Annotated in this window: 19 protein-coding genes; 5 read left to right on the forward strand and 14 right to left on the reverse strand. The window is 66.1% G+C overall.

What is annotated here, in order from left to right:
- Positions 1 to 116: 116 nt before the first annotated feature.
- Genes MUB46_RS05280 through MUB46_RS05290 form a run of 3 tightly spaced genes read right to left on the reverse strand, consistent with a single transcriptional unit; the run spans position 117 to position 2433 of the window.
- A complete protein-coding gene (locus MUB46_RS05280; protein WP_261614831.1) occupies positions 117 to 779 on the reverse strand; it encodes a pyroglutamyl-peptidase I in 663 nt (220 codons plus the stop codon).
- 12 nt (positions 780 to 791) lie between these two features.
- Complete coding sequence (gene meaB, locus MUB46_RS05285; RefSeq protein WP_425256215.1) at positions 792 to 1805, reverse strand: methylmalonyl Co-A mutase-associated GTPase MeaB; 1014 nt, start codon at positions 1803 to 1805, stop codon at positions 792 to 794.
- A 52-nt stretch (positions 1806 to 1857) separates the two neighbouring features.
- Positions 1858 to 2433 (reverse strand): DUF1131 family protein, encoded by a 576-nt coding sequence (locus MUB46_RS05290; protein ID WP_261614832.1) that lies wholly within the window; start codon positions 2431 to 2433, stop codon positions 1858 to 1860.
- Positions 2434 to 2695: 262 nt separating this feature from the next.
- Here MUB46_RS05290 and MUB46_RS05295 point away from each other — a divergent pair, with 262 nt between their 5' ends.
- Positions 2696 to 3232, forward strand: coding sequence for a hypothetical protein (locus MUB46_RS05295; protein ID WP_261614833.1), 537 nt, complete (start codon positions 2696 to 2698; stop codon positions 3230 to 3232).
- 40 nt (positions 3233 to 3272) lie between these two features.
- Here the strand turns inward: MUB46_RS05295 and scpA are convergent, their stop codons facing one another.
- The 4 genes from scpA to MUB46_RS05315 all read right to left on the reverse strand — a co-directional run bounded on the left by scpA (position 3273) and on the right by MUB46_RS05315 (position 8347).
- Positions 3273 to 5435: a methylmalonyl-CoA mutase gene (gene scpA, locus MUB46_RS05300; RefSeq protein WP_261614834.1), complete on the reverse strand. Its 2163-nt coding sequence runs from the start codon at positions 5433 to 5435 to the stop codon at positions 3273 to 3275.
- Between the two features lie 16 nt (positions 5436 to 5451).
- Positions 5452 to 7428, reverse strand: coding sequence for a methylmalonyl-CoA mutase family protein (locus MUB46_RS05305; RefSeq protein WP_261614835.1), 1977 nt, complete (start codon positions 7426 to 7428; stop codon positions 5452 to 5454).
- A 110-nt stretch (positions 7429 to 7538) separates the two neighbouring features.
- The gene (locus MUB46_RS05310) at positions 7539 to 7946 is read right to left on the reverse strand and encodes a DUF4332 domain-containing protein (protein ID WP_261614836.1); all 408 of its coding nucleotides are present in this window, start codon (positions 7944 to 7946) and stop codon (positions 7539 to 7541) included.
- 50 nt (positions 7947 to 7996) lie between these two features.
- On the reverse strand, positions 7997 to 8347 hold the full coding sequence (locus MUB46_RS05315) for a DUF2780 domain-containing protein (RefSeq protein WP_261614837.1): 351 nt from the start codon (positions 8345 to 8347) through the stop codon (positions 7997 to 7999).
- 159 nt (positions 8348 to 8506) lie between these two features.
- Between MUB46_RS05315 and MUB46_RS05320 the strand changes: the two genes are divergently transcribed.
- The 3 genes from MUB46_RS05320 (at position 8507) to MUB46_RS05330 (ending at position 12093) form a co-directional block, all read left to right on the forward strand.
- A complete protein-coding gene (locus MUB46_RS05320) occupies positions 8507 to 10000 on the forward strand; it encodes a DUF853 domain-containing protein (protein WP_261614838.1) in 1494 nt (497 codons plus the stop codon).
- A 90-nt stretch (positions 10001 to 10090) separates the two neighbouring features.
- Entirely contained in the window at positions 10091 to 11482 is a 1392-nt protein-coding gene (locus MUB46_RS05325) for a M20/M25/M40 family metallo-hydrolase (RefSeq protein ID WP_261614839.1), read from the forward strand.
- Between the two features lie 158 nt (positions 11483 to 11640).
- Positions 11641 to 12093: a methylated-DNA--[protein]-cysteine S-methyltransferase gene (locus MUB46_RS05330; RefSeq protein WP_315902705.1), complete on the forward strand. Its 453-nt coding sequence runs from the start codon at positions 11641 to 11643 to the stop codon at positions 12091 to 12093.
- 27 nt (positions 12094 to 12120) lie between these two features.
- Here the strand turns inward: MUB46_RS05330 and MUB46_RS05335 are convergent, their stop codons facing one another.
- Together MUB46_RS05335 and MUB46_RS05340 are read right to left on the reverse strand one after the other, a co-directional pair.
- The gene (locus MUB46_RS05335; protein ID WP_261614841.1) at positions 12121 to 13011 is read right to left on the reverse strand and encodes a c-type cytochrome; all 891 of its coding nucleotides are present in this window, start codon (positions 13009 to 13011) and stop codon (positions 12121 to 12123) included.
- A 21-nt stretch (positions 13012 to 13032) separates the two neighbouring features.
- On the reverse strand, positions 13033 to 13482 hold the full coding sequence (locus MUB46_RS05340; protein WP_261614842.1) for a c-type cytochrome: 450 nt from the start codon (positions 13480 to 13482) through the stop codon (positions 13033 to 13035).
- A gap of 314 nt (positions 13483 to 13796) precedes the next feature.
- Here MUB46_RS05340 and MUB46_RS05345 point away from each other — a divergent pair, with 314 nt between their 5' ends.
- Positions 13797 to 14651: a branched-chain amino acid aminotransferase gene (locus MUB46_RS05345; RefSeq protein ID WP_261614843.1), complete on the forward strand. Its 855-nt coding sequence runs from the start codon at positions 13797 to 13799 to the stop codon at positions 14649 to 14651.
- Positions 14652 to 14686: 35 nt separating this feature from the next.
- On the opposite strand, the gene MUB46_RS05350 is transcribed toward MUB46_RS05345, so the two are convergent.
- The 5 genes from MUB46_RS05350 to MUB46_RS05370 form a co-directional block, all read right to left on the reverse strand.
- Positions 14687 to 14899, reverse strand: coding sequence for a YgaP family membrane protein (locus tag MUB46_RS05350; RefSeq protein WP_261614844.1), 213 nt, complete (start codon positions 14897 to 14899; stop codon positions 14687 to 14689).
- Between the two features lie 105 nt (positions 14900 to 15004).
- The gene (locus MUB46_RS05355) at positions 15005 to 16423 is read right to left on the reverse strand and encodes a multicopper oxidase family protein (RefSeq protein WP_261614845.1); all 1419 of its coding nucleotides are present in this window, start codon (positions 16421 to 16423) and stop codon (positions 15005 to 15007) included.
- Between the two features lie 323 nt (positions 16424 to 16746).
- A complete protein-coding gene (locus MUB46_RS05360; protein WP_261614846.1) occupies positions 16747 to 17493 on the reverse strand; it encodes a hypothetical protein in 747 nt (248 codons plus the stop codon).
- Positions 17493 to 17738 carry a thioredoxin family protein gene (locus MUB46_RS05365; protein ID WP_261614847.1) on the reverse strand — a complete coding sequence of 82 codons (246 nt, stop codon included), beginning with the start codon at positions 17736 to 17738 and terminating at the stop codon, positions 17493 to 17495. The genes MUB46_RS05360 and MUB46_RS05365 overlap by 1 nt, the downstream gene beginning before the upstream one ends.
- A gap of 81 nt (positions 17739 to 17819) precedes the next feature.
- The gene (locus tag MUB46_RS05370) at positions 17820 to 18518 is read right to left on the reverse strand and encodes a MarR family winged helix-turn-helix transcriptional regulator (RefSeq protein WP_261614848.1); all 699 of its coding nucleotides are present in this window, start codon (positions 18516 to 18518) and stop codon (positions 17820 to 17822) included.
- Between the last annotated feature and the right edge of the window lie 101 nt (positions 18519 to 18619).

Raw genomic sequence — 18619 nt, forward strand, 5'->3', positions numbered from 1 at the left:
GGGTCTGACCCCGGGCTTTTTTTGTCACTTTGGGGTGACGCCCCTGAGCATGACGCAAAGGCATGGCGTCGAGGGCAAGCGATCTGGACGTCCCGGCCGGACGTCCCTCGACGTTCTTACCCGGCGCGGCCCTGCGATCTCATGCGCACCGCCCGCGCACCGGCCGCGACCACCGTTTCCATAGCCAGCGCCAGCGCCCCCCAGCCGGGACGCCCCGTCGGGGCGTTCGGCGCGCGTTCCTCGGCCGGCCAGGGAACGTGCACGAAGCCGGCGAGGCCACCTGCCCTGCCCTTCTTTCCGCCTGCCGCCATCAGCGACACCCAGGTCGCGTAGTTGCAGAGATAACCGCCGGCATCCGCCGACAGCGTCGCGGGGATGCCGGCGCGCCGGAGCACGACGACGATCTTCTCGGCCGGCAACGTCGTGCGGCGGTATAGCGGGCCGCGGGGCTCGATGACCAGCGTGGCGAGCCGCTTTCCCGCTGCATCGGGACGGACCGGTGTCGCATGGTTCGCCGCCCGCGTCTCGATCCGCACCGTCCGCGCCCGGCCGTGCAGACCGAAGTGGATGGCCGCATCGGGCCGGACGTCCTTCCATAACCAGGGCAGAAGGTCGGATACGGCGGCATATTCGGTCGGCAGGATGGTCGCAGCCAGGTCGATGTCGAAACGCCGGGCCATGCGTTTAACGTCGAGGGCAGTCACCAGCACCTCGGTCGGGTTGCGCCGCGCGCCGGGAAACGACGAGAAACCGGTGACAAGCAGGCGGGGCTTTGCCATCGCCGTCCTCACTCACGCGCCGAGCGCCGGGGCGACCTCCTCGACCGCCGCCGTCGGTGCCAGACGACCTTCGCGAACGTCCCGTTCCAGCGCATCCAGGCGCGCGGAGACGTCGGGATCCGCGCGCAGCCGGGCGAGCAACCGCTCCTCCAGCATCCCCCACATCCATTTGACGCGCTGGACGGCACGGCGCTCGTCGAATTCGCCGGAGGCCTGCATGGTGGCGCGGTGAGCGCCGATCTCGACCCACAGCTTGTCGAGTCCGAGATTGCTCAGCCCGGACACCGCCAGAACGGGCGGGGTCCAGTTCGGGCTTATCGGCGTCAGGATGTGCAGGGCGGCGCGCAGCGACGCGGCGGCCTGCCTGGCGCGATCGGCGTTCTCGCCATCAGCCTTGTTGACGGCAATGATGTCGGCGATCTCCAGGATCCCCTTCTTGATGCCCTGCAGTTCGTCGCCGGCGCCCGGCAGCGCCAGCACGACAAAGACGTCGACCATGTCGGCGACCGCCGTCTCCGACTGTCCCGTCCCGACGGTCTCGACGATCACAACGTCGAAGCCCGCCGCCTCGCAGACCAGCATGGTCTCGCGCGTCCGCGCGGCGACGCCCCCAAGGGTCCCGGCGCTCGGCGAGGGACGGATGAAGGCATTCGGGTCCACCGCCAGTCGGGCCATGCGCGTCTTGTCGCCCAGAATCGAGCCGCCCGTGCGCTGAGAGGACGGATCGACGGCGAGCACCGCGACCTTGTTTCCGGCTTCGGTCAGGTTGATGCCGAGCTGGTCGATGGTGGTCGATTTGCCGACGCCCGGCACACCGCTGATCCCGACGCGCCAGGCTTCCCCGGTGTAGGGCAGGATCGCCTGCAGCAGCGCGGCGGCGGCGCGGCGATGGTCCGGCTTGCGGGACTCGATCAGCGTTATCGCGCGAGCGAGCGTGGCCCGGTCGCCGGCGCGCAGATCGGCGACGGTTTCCTCGATCGAGCGACCGTTGGGCATCGTCGCGGAAGAACAGTCGGCATTGGTCATGCTCGCGGCATAGCGCAGCGCGGCGCCCGCGTCACCCTCAAGCTCACGGTTCTCAACCGCTCCGCTGCGGCACCCAGACGATACGCTGCAGCTTACCGTCGGCAAGGGCCGATGCCGGAGCCAGCTCGTTGGGCGAGCCGTTCCAACCGCCGTTGTCGAAGACGAGATAGATATTCGAAGCGCCGCGCGCCGTGCACACCGCCATGCCCAGCCATGGGCCGGTGCCGACGGTGCAGTCGTTGCGGCTCATGCCGGCCTGGCGGAAGCTCATGCCGAGCCGCTCGCCGTTCGGGCCGGCGACCGCGAGACCGGAGCCATGCACGGCCTTGACCGTCTTTCCGCCCCTGGCGGGGATCACCATCATGACCTGCAGACCGTCGGAGAACACGGTCAGTGCATCGACGACGCCATCCTCGTCGGCGGTCGAGATGACGTCGATCCGCTGTTCGGGGAAAAGCTTGCGCAAGGTCGCTGTCGAATACGGCGTCTCCGGCGTGATCGGCCCGGCAGCCTGTGCCGTGATCGTATAGGATACAGGGATGATCGACGTCGCCGAGGGCTGGTCCTCGCCAACGCAGGCGGCAAGTATGGGGAGCAGGGCGAAAAATGCGAGGTATCGTCGGATCATCACGGGTGAACGGGCCAGGTCGCCATCACAACTGTCACGACGCGTACACAAGTGCATTTGCGTCCGCAAGACCCGCGTCGTCGCGACGGGCGGTGAAGCCGCCAGCGACACTGAGGCGACGGCCGTCTCGCGGCGACCATATGTCCCGGTGAATGTTCGCCGTGCGCCGGAGAATCGGGCATTTCGAGTTCGAATTCACAACTCCTTTGAAAACCAAAAGGGAATAACGACGATGTTTCGCCTATCCGCACGCGTTCTTGGATTGTCCGCAGCACTTTTCGCGTCTGCGGCGCATGCCGAACCACCCTATCCGACGGTCGACTTCCAGGGCGACTGGGTGTTGAGCGATGGCAAGGGCATGAACGTGCGCGCCACCATGCACTACTCGGCCGCGAACCGGAAAATGCGCATCAACATGAACCAGCAGGGCATGGCGATGAGCAGTGTTCGCGACATGGACAGCGGCGACATGATCCTGTGGTCGGACCAGATGCCGGGCATGGCGATGCGGGTGCCGAACGTCGATGTCGACGAATTCGACGGCACGCCGACCGACGAGACGAAGACCGTGAACGGCGAGGATTGCATCGTCTGGCGGATGAAGCAGGCAATCGCCTGCCTGACGGCCGACAACATCCCGATCGAAGTGACCGGAGAAGGCTTCGGCTCGGGCCTGGAGAACCTGCAGCGCACCGAACAGGACCCAGCCGTGTTCGAGGTCCCCAGCGGGCTCAACGTCATGGACATGCCGGCGGGCATTCCGGGCGCGCCCAATCCGGGCCAGGGGCTGCCCTTCTAGCCGGCTCGACCGAGACCCGGCTCGAGCGGTCCGGCCCGCCCTACTCCGCGGCCTGGGCGGGCCCGTGACCGAGGCGGCGATTGAGCTCATCGATCAGCGAGGCCGCCGCCTCGGAGATAACGGTGCCGGGCGGGAAGATCGCCGAGGCGCCGGCTTCCTTCAGCGCGGCGAAGTCCTGCGGCGGGATGACGCCGCCGACGACGATCATGATGTCGCCGCGGCCGGCCTCCTCGAGCGCCGCCTTCAGCTCGGGCACCAGCGTCAGATGGCCGGCGGCGAGCGAGGACACGCCGATGATGTGGACGTCGTTCTCGACCGCCTGACGGGCGGCCTCGGCGGGGGTTGCGAACAGCGGGCCGATGTCGACGTCGAAGCCGAGGTCGGCGAAGGCGGAGGCGATCACCTTCTGGCCGCGGTCGTGGCCGTCCTGCCCCATCTTGGCGACCAGGATACGCGGCCTGCGGCCCTCTTCCTTCTCGAAGGCATCGACCATGCGCTGCACGCGCCTGACGCTATCGTCCATCTGTCCGACCTCCTGCCGGTAGACGCCGGAAATCGCCTGGATCTCCGCCTGGTGGCGGCCCCAGACCTTTTCCAGCGCGCCGGAAATCTCGCCGACGGTGGCCTTGGCGCGCGCGGCGTCGACGGCCAGCGCCAGCAGGTTGCCCTCGCCGGTCTTAGCACAGCGGCCCAGCGCTTCGATGGCCGCGGCGACGGCCGCCGGATCGCGTTCGCCGCGCAGCCGCTCGAGCTTGTCGATCTGCTGCCTGCGCACTGCCGAATTGTCCACCTTGAGGATCTCGATCTCGGCCTCTTCGTCCGCACGCCAGCGATTGACGCCGACCACCGTCTGGCGGCCGGAATCGATACGCGCCTGGGTCCGGGCGGCGGCTTCCTCGATCCTGAGCTTCGGCAGGCCGGCCTCGATGGCCTTGGCCATGCCGCCCATCGCCTCGACCTCCTGGATGTGCGCCCAGGCCTTGGCGGCGAGGTCGTGGGTCAGACGCTCGACATAGTAGGAGCCGCCCCACGGGTCGATGACGCGGCAAGTGCCGGCCTCCTGCTGCAGCAGGATCTGGGTGTTGCGGGCGATGCGGGCGGAGAAGTCCGTCGGCAGCGCCAATGCCTCGTCCAGCGCATTGGTATGCAGCGACTGGGTGTGGCCCTGGGTGGCTGCCATCGCCTCGATGCAGGTGCGCGTCACGTTGTTGAAGACATCCTGCGCGGTCAGGCTCCAGCCCGACGTCTGGCAGTGGGTCCTGAGCGCCAGCGACTTGTCGCTCTTGGGCTCGAACGGCTGCACCAGCTTCGCCCACAGCAGACGGGCGGCGCGCAGCTTCGCGATCTCCATGAAATAGTTCATGCCGATCGCGAAGAAGAACGACAGGCGCGGCGCGAAGGCGTCGACCGACAGGCCGGCGGCAACACCGGCGCGCAGATATTCGACGCCGTCGGCGAGCGTATAGCCCAGCTCCAGGTCCGCCGTCGCCCCGGCTTCCTGCATGTGGTAGCCGGAGATCGAGATGGAGTTGAACTTCGGCATCTTCTCCGCCGTAAAGGCGAAAATGTCCGAGACGATCCGCATCGACGCCTTGGGCGGGTAGATGTAGGTGTTGCGGACCATGAACTCCTTGAGGATGTCGTTCTGGATCGTGCCCGACAGCTTCTCGGTCGGCACGCCCTGCTCCTCGGCGGCGGCTATATAGAGCGCCATGATCGGCAGCACCGCCCCGTTCATCGTCATCGAAACGCTCATCGTGTCGAGCGGAATGTGATCGAACAGGGTGCGCATGTCGTAGATCGAGTCGATCGCGACACCGGCCATGCCGACATCGCCCTTCACGCGCGGATTGTCGGAATCGTAGCCGCGGTGGGTGGCCAGATCGAATGCGATCGACAGGCCCTTCTGGCCGGCGGCGAGATTGCGCCGGTAGAACGCGTTGGAATCCTCGGCGGTCGAGAAACCGGCGTATTGCCGGATCGTCCACGGCCGCGTCGCGTACATGGTCGGATAGGGACCACGCAGATAGGGCGCGATACCCGGCCAGGACTCGAGGAAATCGAGGCCTTCCCGGTCCGCATCTCCATAGGCCGGCCTGACCGGGATGCCTTCAGGCGTCTCCCAGGCAGCGGTTTCGGATGCCGTCACCGGGGTTTCGGAAAGCGCGAAGGGCACCTTGGTGAAGTCGGGGATGCGCGTCATCTCGCCGGGCACTCCATCATTTCCGGGCTTCGCCGGTCAAACCGAGCCGTTCATGGGCTGCGGTCAGTTCCGACAGAATATCACAGCCTGCGTAGATAAAGGCATCGACGCCAGCGGTACGCAGGCCCGCCTCCCTGTCGCCTGGCCGGCCGGCCAGATAGACGCCTTTCGCGGCGGCGGCCTTGAGGACCTCGGCAACCGCCTCGCCTTGCGCGCCATAGGCATCGTCGGTGCCGCAGATGCAGGCAATCTCGGCGCCGCTCTCACGGTAGGCAGCAATCATGTCGTCGAGACCTTCGAAGGCGATACCGCCGACAGCTTCGATGCCGCCGGCCTCGAAGGCGTTGCGCGCAAAGCTCGCACGCGCGGTGAAATCGGCCATGCGGCCGAGCGTGGCGAGAAACACCTGCGGCCGCCGGCCGGTAGCCTCTAGCACCACATCGGAAGCATCGCGCAGACGCTCGAACGGCTCCGCCAAGCGCATCTTCGGCATGGCCTGGGTCCGTATCCAGGGACCACCACCGGTGGCCACCATGTCAGCCAGCGTCGCGCCGTTGCGCGCGGCGGCGACGAGCGCCCGGCAGCGTTCGCCGTGATCCGCCGACGGCGGCTCGAGGGCAATGCCGGAATGTTCGATTTCGCAGGTCTGGGCATCCAGCGTGGCAACGGGAAGCTCTGCCAGGTTGGGGTATTCCGATACGCCGGTCAGCGGCTCCCTGCGCGTGGCGACATCGCGATCGCGGCGATCGCGGACATCCCTCATGCGGGCCTGGAAGGCGCCATCGATGAGCGATTTCACGATGCCGCCCTCGGCTTCGATTTTCTGGAATTCCGTCCAGGCCGCTTCCGCCATCGCCGCGGTCAGCGTCTCGACATAGCCGGAGCCCGCGGCCGGATCGCCGACACGGAACAGGTTGGCCTCCTCCATCAGGACGAGCTGCGTATTGCGCGCGACCCGGCGGGCAAACGCATCCGGCAGTCCCCGCGCAGCGGTATAGGGCATGACGGTGATCGAGTCCGCGCCGCCGATCGCCGCCGCCGTCGTCGCAACGGTGGTGCGCAACAGGTTCACCCACGGATCGCGGCGGGTCATCATGCGCCACGCAGTCTCGGCGTGGACGTGCGCCGGTGCCGGCGCCATGCCGCAGGCCTCCTGCACCCGGTTCCACAACAGCCGCAGGGCCCGGAACTTGGCGATCGTGGCGAACTGGTCGGCGTCGGCAGCAAGCGAGAACGTCACATAGGTCCGCGCGTCTTCGAGCGATATGCCGCCGGCCTCGAACATGCGCAACTGCTCCAGCGCATCGGCAACGCCATAAGCGAGTTCCTGCACCTCGGACCCGCCGCCGGCATGGACGCCGCGACCATCGGCGACATAGGGCGCGATGCGAAGCCCGCTCTCCTTCAGATAGTAGCCGAGATCCACCCCCCAGGCGGAAATCCTGTCGTAGGGGGCCGCCAGCCGGCCGTCGGCGAGCAGGCCGTTGGCGGGATCGGATTGCCCGACGAGGTCGATCACATCGGGCCCGAGACCGAGCTTCTCGACAAGCGCCATGGCCAGGACCAGCGCCGGACGGCTTTCGTAGCCGGCATCGAGCCGCAGCTTCACGCGTGTCAGGTCAATCCCGTCGAGAAGGCGCTCCATGTCGTCCACCGACTGGGGCGCGACGCCAAAGCCGTTGGCACCGGGTGCGCCGGGCAGGACGAGTTCCAGACCGTCGGCGCCACCTTCGATGTCGGCGCGGGCAAGCCGATTGGCCTCGTCGAGATCGGGATGATCAACGCGCTGGAACACGGCCCAGCGGCCGCCGTCGGAGCGCACATGGCGCCCCGGCTCGCGCTGTCCGTACAGCGGCGCGATTTCAAGTCCGTCGCGAGTCGTGGAGACCAGCGCACGCTTGAAATCCCGCCCGGCCAGAACCTTTTCGACCAGGCCCAGCCATTGCGCTTCGTCGGCGGCCGGAAATCCGGCCGCCAGATCGAGTTCACTCATTCGGTCGTCTCGCCTGCTGTATTTCTCGTCGACCGCCAATTGCGACGGTGGTTGTGTGCCACAGCAGGCGGGTAGCCGCTACTGCCTATTTTCTATGGCCGTATGCAGCCTCAGTATTTCATCATCGGCGGCAGGGACTTCGCCTGATCGACCCAGCTCTTGACCTTGTTGGGGCTCGGCAGGGCACGCACCAGCTTCTTCGCCGCGTTCACCTCGACCATCTTGGCGTGCAGATTGTCGGGCTTGCGGTTGCGCAGTTCCTTGACGGTGTCGACGCCGGAGACTTCGAGAAGCTCGGAATACTCCTCGCCGACGCCCTTGATGCGCATCAGGTCGGACATGTTGGCCCATTTGAGAATAAGCGTCTCGTCGATCCCGGAGTCGGAGGCCAGTTGCTTGCGCCCCTTCGGATCCTTGGCCCTTTCGAGCAGCTTCGCGGTCGTCATGACGCCGATCGCGTTCAATTTCTTGGCGTATTTCGGGCCAATTCCCTCGATCTTGAGCACGGGGTAGGACATGCAACGCCTCCTGTCTCTCGCTATCCAAGAATAGAGCCCGACTTCCCCCCTCAGGCGAACTGGCTCAGACCGGGAATCGAGCCGACAACCTCATCCACCAGTTCGTCACCTGCATGTTGTTTCGCAAAGGCAACTAATTGTCGAGTCACACCTTGGATTTCGCCCATGCCGAGGCCGGCGGACTGCAAGGAACTGAACGCGGCCATGGCGCCCATCATGCCGCCCAGACCACCTTCGGGCGTTTCGATCGCCTCCGCGCCAGGCAGCTTCTCCATCAATTCGGAAACCTTGTCGGCGGGGCCGGACTGCTTGAGGAAACCGAGTATGATCTTCAGCGCGCTATCTGCCTGTTCCCTGGTAACCCCAACCTGGTCCACGAGCTGGTCAATGAGCTCATCCATATCGGCCTCCTGTACATGTCCGTTCGCGAGTCGCGGGCATTCTGCCCGCCACCAGAAAACGATACAAGCCGCGCATTGCGCCCCGGTTGGCCGGTTTTTATAACCGGACCGCGACTGCCGCGATCGCCGGCGCGCGACGGTTCGAGGAGGCTACCCGAGATGTCTGATAGCGACGGCAAGATCTACGTCGGCACGAGCGTCAAACCGGAATACGTCCACCTGCGCTATGCCAATCGGCACGGGCTGGTGACGGGCGCGACCGGCACCGGCAAGACGGTGACGCTGCAGATCCTCGCCGAAGGCTTCTCCAACGCGGGCGTTCCGGTGTTCTGCGCCGACGTGAAGGGCGACCTGTCGGGAATCGCGGCCGCCGGGGAGCCGAAGGACTTCCTGCTGAAACGCGCCGAGACCATCGGTCTCACCGACTATCGGTTCCAGGCCACCCCTACCATCTTCTGGGACTTGTTCGGCGACCAGGGCCATCCGGTTCGCACCACGGTCACGGAGATGGGACCGCTGCTGCTTTCGCGTCTCCTGGAACTGTCCGAAGCGCAGGAGGGGGCGCTCAACATCGCCTTCCGCCTCGCCGACGACGAGGGACTGGCGATCCTCGACCTGAAGGACCTGCGCTCCCTGCTCGAGTATCTCGCAAGCGTCGGCAGCGAGATCACCACCTCCTACGGCAACGTCACCAAACAGACGATCGGCGCTATCCAGCGCCGGCTTCTGGTTCTCGAGAACCAGGGCGCCGAGTACTTCTTTGGAGAGCCGGCGCTCGAGATCGCCGACCTGATGCGTACTGACCGGGACGGCCGCGGCATCGTCAACGTGCTGGCCGCCGACAAGCTGATCTCGTCCCCGCGCCTCTACGCCACCTTCCTGCTGTGGCTATTGTCGGAGCTGTTCGAGGAGCTTCCCGAGGTCGGCGATCCCGACAAGCCGAAGCTCGTGTTCTTCTTCGACGAGGCCCATCTCCTGTTCGACGATGCGCCCGACGCGCTGATCGACAAGGTCGAGCAGGTCGTCCGGCTGATCCGCTCCAAGGGCGTGGGGGTCTATTTCGTCACCCAGAATCCGCTGGACGTACCCGACAAGGTGCTTGCCCAGCTCGGCAACCGCGTGCAGCACGCGCTGCGAGCCTATACGCCGCGCGAGCAGAAGGCCGTGAAGACGGCTGCCGATACGTTCCGGCCCAATCCCGATTTCGATACCGCCCGGGTGATCACCGAGCTCGGCGTCGGCGAGGCACTGGTCTCGACACTGGAGGAAAAGGGCGTGCCGTCGGTGGTGCAGCGTACGCTGATCCGCCCGCCGGCCTCCCGCCTCGGCCCCCTCGACGAGCGCGAGCGCGCGGCCGCGATCCTGTCGAGCCCGGTATCCGGCATCTACGACACCGCGCGCGACCGGGAATCGGCCTACGAGATCCTCGCCGAGCGCGCCCGCCGGGCGGCTCAGGCGGAACCCGAACCCGCGCGCGGCAAGGCCCGCAAGAGCGATGAGACGATCTGGGGCGTTCCCAGAAAGGATGTCGAGGACGCCGGCCTGCAGATCGTGAAGTCGTTCGGCCGTTCCCTCGCCTCCGCGCTCGGCCGGGAGCTCGGCACGAGCGGCAACCGGATCCTGCGCGGCATCTTCGGGTCGCGGCGGCGCTAGTCTTCGTCGCCTGATACTTGCCGCACCGCGCGGCTTGCACTAGCGGTTGATGCTACGCTGCACGTCGGCACACGCACCAAAGGAGTTTCCATGACCGCAACCGACAAGGTGCTTTCGGCAATCGATGCGAACCTTTCGGCCAGCCTCGACCGGCTCTTCGCGCTGATCCGTATTCCGTCCGTTTCGACCGATCCGGCCCATAACGAGGACTGCCGCAAGGCGGCCGACTGGGTGGTCGAGCAGCTGCGCGAGATCGGCTTCGAGGCATCGGCGCGGGAGACCGGCGGCCAGCCGATGGTGGTCGGTCATGGCGGCGCCATGCCCGGCAACGGCGTGCCGCACGTCCTGTTCTACGGCCACTACGACGTTCAGCCGGCCGATCCGCTCGAATTGTGGGAGACGTCGCCCTTCGAGCCGCGTCTGGTCGACACGCCGCAGGGCGAGCAGATCGTCGCGCGCGGGGCCTGCGACGACAAGGGCCAGTTCATGACCTTCGTCGAGGCCTGCCGCGGCTGGGTCGACGCGACGGGCAGCCTGCCGATCGCGATCACCGTGCTGATCGAGGGCGAAGAGGAATCCGGCAGCCGCAGCCTCGGCCCGTTCCTGGATTCCCACAAGGACGAGTTGAAGACCGACTTCGCGCTGGTCTGCGATACCGGCATGTGGGACGCCAAGACGCCGGCGATCAACACCATGCTGCGCGGCCTGCTGCTGGAGGAAATCGTCGTCACCGCGGCGAACCGCGACCTGCATTCGGGCATGTATGGCGGGGCGGCGCGCAATCCGATCCGGGTTCTGGCGCGCATCATCGCCGACCTGCACGACGCGGATGGCCAAATCCAGGTGCCCGGCTTCTACGACGGCGTCGAGGAGCTCCCCGCCGACGTGAAGGCGCAGTGGGACGGGCTTGGATTCGACGAGAAGGCGTTCCTGGGCGATGTCGGCCTTTCCGTGCCGGCCGGTGAGACGGGCCGCAGCGTGCTCGAGCAGATCTGGTCGCGCCCGACCTGCGACGTCAACGGCATCATCGGCGGCTATACCGGCGGAGGCACCAAGACGGTGATCGCCTCGAAAGCCTCGGCGAAGGTATCGTTCCGCCTCGTCGGCAACCAGGACCCGTTCAAGATCCGCGACAGTTTCCGCGCCTTCGTCAAGGAACGCCTGCCGGCGGACTGCGAGGTCGAGTTCATTAGCCACGGCGCGAGCCCGGCCCTCCAGGTCGATGTGTCCGGGCCCCAGGTCGCCAGGGCGGCCGCGGCGCTGGAGGCGGAGTTCGACCGGCCGGCGGTGATGATGGGCTGCGGCGGTTCCATCCCGATCGTCGGCGACTTCAAGAACACGCTCGGGGTCGACTCGATCCTGATCGGTTTCGGTCTCGACGACGACAAGGTCCATTCGCCGAACGAGAAGTACAACCTGTCGAGCTTCCATCACGGCACCCGGGCCTGGGCGCGCGTGATCGGGGCGCTGGGCGGGGCGTGATCGAACCGGCCCGGAATCGGGTCGGCGTTCACGCCGACCGCTGATATCCTTCGGGAATGACGGCTATCGGGTTTGCCCTTTTCGAAACCGCAATCGGGCCATGTGCCATCGCATGGTCCGAGAGCGGAATCTCGGGCGTGCAATTGTCCGAGGCCTCCATGGAGGCCACGCGGACGCGGATGCAGCGGCGGTTTCCGGCGGTTGTCGAAACCGCGCCGCCGCCCTCCGTTCAGGACGCGATCGACCGTATCGCGGCACTGATGGCGGGCAAGCCAAGCGACCTGACCACGATCACACTCGATCTCGAGGGCATTCCGGCGTTCAACCGGCGCGTCTACGAAGTGACCCGGGGGATCCCGCCGGGCTCGACGCTGACCTATGGCGAGATCGCTGAGCGGATCGGCGAACCGGGCGCGGCGCAATCGGTCGGCCAGGCCGAAGGCGCCAATCCGTTCCCGATCATCGTGCCCTGCCATCGCGTGCTCGCGGCGGGCGGCAAGGTCGGTGGCTTCTCGGCGCATGGCGGGATCGCCGTGAAGCGCAAGATGCTGGCGATCGAGGCCGACGCCGCCGGCCCTGCCCTGCCCTTGTTCGCCGGGCGACCCGACTAGCGGCAACGCGGAATGAGGCGACGACGCCTACTGTCCCTGCACGCTCTTCAGGTAGGCGGCGATGGCGGCCCGGTCTTCGGGGGTCAACTCCGCCATATTGCGGACGACCGCGGCCATGCTCGAACCCAGCGAGTCGAATTCCGGCGTGAAGCCGGTCTCCAGCGCGTAGGCGATGTCGTTCGCAGACCAGTCCTTGAGCCCGGCTGCCGTGATGTCGGGAACCTTGCCCTTCCCATCCGGCGAGGGCGCGCCGGTCAGCCACTTGTCGCGCTCGAGCCCGCCGAGGGCGTCGCGCGGCGTGTGGCATTCGCCGCAGTGCCCCGGTCCCGTGACCAGGTAGGCGCCGCGGTTGATCTCCTCCGACGCAGCGGGATCCGGCGCGAACGGCTTGCCGTCGAAATTGAGCATCTTCCAGACGCCGAGGGCCCGGCGGATGTTGAAAGGAAACGGCAGCTCATGGCCCGGTGTCGCGGTCGAGACCGGCGCCAGGGTGTCGAGAAAGGCCTTCAGATCGATGACGTCCTCCAGTTTCATGCGCTGGTAGGACGTATAGGGAAACGCCGGATAGTAGTGGCTTCCGTTGGGTGCCACGCCGTTGACCATGGCGTTGGCGAAATCGACCGTAGACCAGCCGCCAATGCCGGCCTGCGCATCCGGTGAGATGTTGGGAACGTGGAAGGTGCCGAAAGGCGACGGTAGTTCCAGGCCGCCGCCCAGAACGAGCGGGTCTTCCTGGCCCGGCGTGGCGTGGCAGGACGCGCAGCCACCGGCAAAGAACATGTAGCGGCCGTGCTCCACGTCCGGCTCGTGGCCGGGCAGATCGCCCGCCGACAGCGTGCTCGGGGTCGTCAGGAGCCAAAAGGCGCCCGCCCCGATGAGGGCGAGCGCCAGAAGTGAAAGGATGATTCGTCTGGTCATGCCGGGAGTATAGCCCGGTTCTCAGCCATCCTTCTTGATCCGATAGGTCTCGTGACAGCCCTGGCAGGTCTTGCCGAGCGCGCCGACGGCCGCCTTGACACCATCGAGGTCGGTGATCGGCGTGGCAATGATGGCCGCGGCAGCTTCCTGCATCGCCGCGTCCTTGGCCTCGAAACCGGCCATGTCTTCCCATATCTTCGGGCTGGCCTCGGTATCGCCGCCGGTTTCCGATCCGGCCGGGAACAGCGTCGTGAAACCCACCGTGCTGTTGAAGATCACGCGGGCGGCCAGATTGGCGCCACTAGCCTCGAACGGCGCTTCGCCCTTGGCCATCTTGACCAGCGTTCCCATCGCCGCGCCGTTGTTTTTCATCACCGCCTGTCGGGTGGCGATCGGGTCCATGGCCGCCCAGGCCACCGCGCCGACGGACAACACGGCGATGGCGGTACCGGCAAATAACACACGTTTCATACATAAGCCTCCAGGGTCTGTTGCGGGCGGTGTGTGGCCCGACCATCGGAAAACCACCGTCAGGACGCAACTCACAGCCGTGTGATCCTCGCCCTCACGCCATCGACAGAAACACGAGGGAGACGGCGGTTATTCCGTAAAGGCAATGCAATCGGAGAACTAATCTTTGCACGACCGCGAACGCCGCCGCGGCCGCGGCCGCCCTCCGGACCAATCCTCGCAAGGGAACTCAAACCACGCACCGACATACGATGCCGCATTGACGGTGGCGCGCGAAGAGCTTTCGATAGGCTGAAAACACGTAGGAGCGTTGCATGGCCAACTGGTCCCAGACTTGGACGTATCTCGACGGCGAATGGGTCGACGGCAACCCGCAGATCGTCGGACCGCGCAGTCACGCCCTTTGGCTCGGATCCTGCGTCTTCGACGGCGCCCGGACCTTCGAAGGCGTATCGCCGGATCTCGAACGCCATTGTACGCGGGTCAACAACTCGGCGGTCGCGCTGGGCCTGGACCCGACCATGGACGTCGGCGAGATCGTAGAGCTGGCGCAGGACGGCATCGCCAAATTCGGAGCGGATGCCGAACTCTACATCCGACCGATGTACTGGGCGGAGGAAGGCGGCTACATGGGCGTGCCCGCGCTGCCAGAGTCGACCCGGTTCTGCCTATCGATCTACGAGGTGCCGATGCCGGAACCGGCGGGCTTCTCTGTCAGCCTTTCGAAGATCCGCCGGCCGACCCTGGAACAGGCTCCGGTCAACGCCAAGGCGGCGTGCCTCTATCCCAATTCCTCACGGGCACTCAACGAGGTGCGCGAAAAGGGCTTCGAAAACGCCGTGGTTCTCGACGCGATGGGCAATGTGGCCGAGCTCGCAACCGCGAACCTGTTCATGGTCAAGGACGGCAGCGTCCACACGCCCTATCCGAACGGGACGTTCCTGAACGGGATCACACGCCAGCGTATCATCGCGCTGCTGCGCTCGGCCGGCTATCACGTGCACGAGCGTATCATCACCTATCCGGAGCTGCTGGACGCGGACGAACTGTTCTCCGCCGGCAACTACGCAAAGGTGTTGCCGGTCAATCGCATCGAGAGCCGCGACCTGCAGCCAGGGCCGGTCTATCAGAAGGCCAGAGACCTCTACTGGGAGTGGGCCCACGGCTGAGAAGCCCACTCATCCGACCCTCAGTCGGGTCCAGGTCAGGCCGACTTCTTCTCCATCGGGCACGTGCGCAGCCCAAGGATGGAATAGGCCGGGCACCACCCCATCACCGCGGTGAGAATCGGCACGACACCGATCCAGCCGACCCATTTCCATGCGATGTCGGCGGGGCCGAACAGCGCGAAAGCGATCAGCGCGACGCCGACGACGATGCGAACGACCTTATCGGCACTCCCAACGTTTTTGTCCATGGTGACCTCCAGTTCCAGCCCGCTTCGGCCGCCCCCGGCATCGGTCGCGCCCGAAATACGTCAAACCCAGAACACGCCAAACTCACCGGGGCCGGCCGCCTTCCGCTAGATCAACACCTCGAACCACGTTTCCATTCCTGCGGCCTGATGTTCGAGCATGTGACAATGTATCATCCATTTGCCGGGATTGTCGGCGATCAGGCCGATCGTCGTCTCGGCGCGCGGGTCGACCGTGACCGTGTCGCGCAGGCCTGGCAACGGCGCTCCCGCATCGTCGTAGATCACGAAGTGGTGACCATGTACGTGCATGGAGTGCGGAAATAGCGTGTCGTTGACCATGCGCACCGCAACGGGTTCGCCGATCCTGGCCGAGAACAGCGGTTTTTCCGGCATTCCGGCGACACCGTTCAGCGCCCAGACGAGGCCATGCTCTGTGGCAAGCGTCCGCCCGTCCAGGACCTCGCCTTCGAAGCGCGCTTCCTGAAGGAAGGCCATGGCGCCACCGCTCATCACCAGGTCGACGGTGCGCTCCGGCTTCGCCGAAGGCACGGAGACGGGATTGGCTGACAGGGCTGGCGGCGGGTCGGCGCGCGGCGCGCTGCCTTCGCCCGCGTCGAGCACGATCGCCGTCGCCTCGAATGGCTCGCCGGAGACTTCGGCGATGGGAAAGCGTCCGCCGGGCTCACCGACAACATCCGCGATCAAATCGACGCGCTGGGCAGGGCCCAGGATCAGCGGACCGGCGCCGAGCCGGTGCGGCGCGACCGGCTGACCGTCGAGCGCCACGATCCAGGGATCGAGATCGCCGAAGCCAAGCTGCAGGATGCGGGCATTGCAGCTCGAAACCACCCTTAGCCGCACGCGGTCGCCGGCCTTCGCCGCGACCGTCTCGAAATCCTTGCCATTCACGGTCAGGACATTTCCGAGCCGCCCGGCATGGGCGGCATCGTGCAGATTGCCGATGCTCGCCGTATCGATCTGCCCGTCCTGACCGATCCGCCAGTCGTCGAACTGCAGCACGACGTCATGATCGACGTCCGGCGGGGTCGCCTCGTCCACGATCAACAGGCCGGACAGACCACGGTCGACCTGCGGGCCGGACCCGTGGACGTGCGGATGGTACCAGAACGTGCCGGCATCGGGGACGGTGAAGCGGTAGTCGAAACGCTCGCCAGGCTGCACCGGCGCCTGGGTCAAATGCGCCACCCCGTCCATCGCGTTTTCGATCCGGATGCCATGCCAGTGAATGGTGGTCGGCACCTCGAGCCGATTGGTCAGCGTCACCGCCACTTCGTCGCCCTGACGCGCACGGATCAACGGCCCGGGAGCGCCGCCCTGGTAGCCCCAGATCGCGGTCGCCGGCTCTTCGGTCGTCAAGAGTTGCGCCGTGCCGGGCCGGGCTTCGAGCACCAACGGGCCGGGCGGCGCGGCTAGAAGGCGACGGGGCAGACCGAGCGTCAGCGCTGCCGCACCCGCCGTTGTCCCGGCCACGAAGCTTCGACGCGACAGGAAATCAATCGACATTCGACTCAATGCTCCCGTGAACGACAATTCAAAGCGGAGGGGCGAGATCCGGATACTAGCGATACATCTAAGGTGGGCCATTCAAAATTTCATGACCCTGGCCGTACCATTTCCGATCGGTGCCGTTGTTTCTCCCGCCCGCGCGCTAAGGAAACGCCGGCGGCGCATCGCCACCGCCGGCGTCCGTTCAGCGTCATCCTAACCGTGACCGTCCCAGTTGTTGCAAGGGACCAGATGGCGCCGGGACTTGCCGATTGGCAGCCACGGCGCCACCTCGCGGAAAGACCATCGTGGCGGATGGCGGGCGTTGCCGTCGCGGACTCCTACTCGTTGACCCTGCCGGGCAGGCTCAGGTCCCCCGACGCGACATCGAAGACATCCGTCACGCACAGGAGCGGCGCGTGGACGTTGGCGTTCACGCGCAGCCCCGAGGTCACACCATCGAATTTCGCGGCATTGACCACGGAGATATCGGAGAACGGCACACGGACCTCGACCGTTTCGGCGTCGAGAACAGGGTCCCAGCCGGGACTGTCGATCAAGATGGGCAGGCCCGGCCACGTCACCGGCAAGCGCGGCTTGGCCCCTTCCGGGATGTCGATCACCTTGAGCGCGCCCGCGCCGCAGGCATCGTCGGGACCGAGGACCACCCAATGGCTGTGCCAGATGTCGCCGTCATTGCCCAGCTTGCCGTCGCCATTCTCGTCAAAGAGCGGCGTATCGTCGAAGTCGGGATGCGCGGTGATCACCATGGAGAGAATGCCCGCCTTCGGCTCGAAACCGACGACCGCGGGGTCCATGCTGGTTGGCCAGACATAGGCGAACACCTGCGAACCGGCGAGCTTACCGGTGGCGGCGGGCCTGGATTGACCGGCCTTGCCGGAGACGGCCATGTGAAACACCGCGACGTTGCCTTCGGTCGTGATCCTGGCGTGAACCAGATCGAAGTCCGGCATCGCCGTATTCGAACCTTCGGCCTTGATGCCGCCGGTTCCGTCATGGGCCTGAACCGCCGTCGCCGCGAAGGCCAACGCCGCGAAAGCGGCAAGCGCGATGGTGCGCGGCGTCATCACGCACCTCCCTTCAGATCGTCGAGCGAGGCGCCGAAGTTGATGTGGTAGGGATGCCCGTCCACGACGAAGGCGGGAACGGACTTCACGCCGGCCGCCTCGGCTTCGGCGATCCGATCGGGTGCTTCGCCCAGATGCACGACTTCGACATCGTACCGGTCGGGGTCCAGCGCATCGGCAAACCGGCGCTCGGCATCGACGCAAACGGCGCAGCCGGCGTGGTAGAATTTCGTTCTTTGTGTCATGGTTTGTCGCTTCCTTTCTTTCCCTAGAGGGGTGGCGATTTCGAGCGTCCCGGTCGTTGCAGCGAACGGGACGCTCATTCCTCAATCCGACGTCGCCTCCAGAAAGCGCGTCCACTGGCGCGCCTTGTCGGCGTCGTCGGCCTCTTCGTGGTCGCCGCAATCGAAGCGCAGCGACGCGTCCCCGAAGGCGGCATCCACGAATGCGCAATGGTGCGGCTTGTCCGAACCAGGGTGCGCATTGGGGCGAAAGAACCGGCACGTCACGCAAAGACGTTGCGGTTCGATCAATCCGGATTCCTGCAATGAACGAATGATTCCGGTCAGGGATCGGCGCAGGCCCGCCTGGTCGTCCGGTCGCAACCTTGCGACGGCGGTCAGCAGCTCCGGCGGATAGGCACCGCTGTCCTGCGCCGCGCGACGACCGCTTTCCGTCAATCCCACCAAGACCGCACGGCCATCCCGCGGATCCGGGCTCTTCTCGACGAGTCCCTTGCCGTGCAGTGCCGCGACCGCATCGCTGGCGGTCGCGTGCGTCACTCCGAGCTGGCCGGCAAGCGCCTGCACGCGGTCCGCCCCCAGCCGATGCAGGGTCGTGAGGATGCCGATCTGCGTGGGGGTAAGACCGCTCTGCTCGCCCGCGCGCCATTGCGCGGTTCTCAGCGCGGCCCCGATTTTCGCCAGCCCGAAGGCGACCTGTTCCGTCAATTCGTTCGCCATGTATTTTTTATAGGACTCCTGTATTTTTTGATCAAGCGTTTTCTGTACCAACGGCAGGTCCACGAACCGCGCCGGGAGCGAGGCTCGGTTCCTTTGCGGTTATCCGAGGCGAAGTATTGGAGTGCGATCGGGCGGGCGAGACCGCGGGGGTCGTCGGCGACCGG

The organism is Microbaculum marinisediminis, from assembly GCF_025397915.1.
In the GTDB taxonomy this organism is placed as follows: domain Bacteria; phylum Pseudomonadota; class Alphaproteobacteria; order Rhizobiales; family Tepidamorphaceae; genus Microbaculum; species Microbaculum marinisediminis.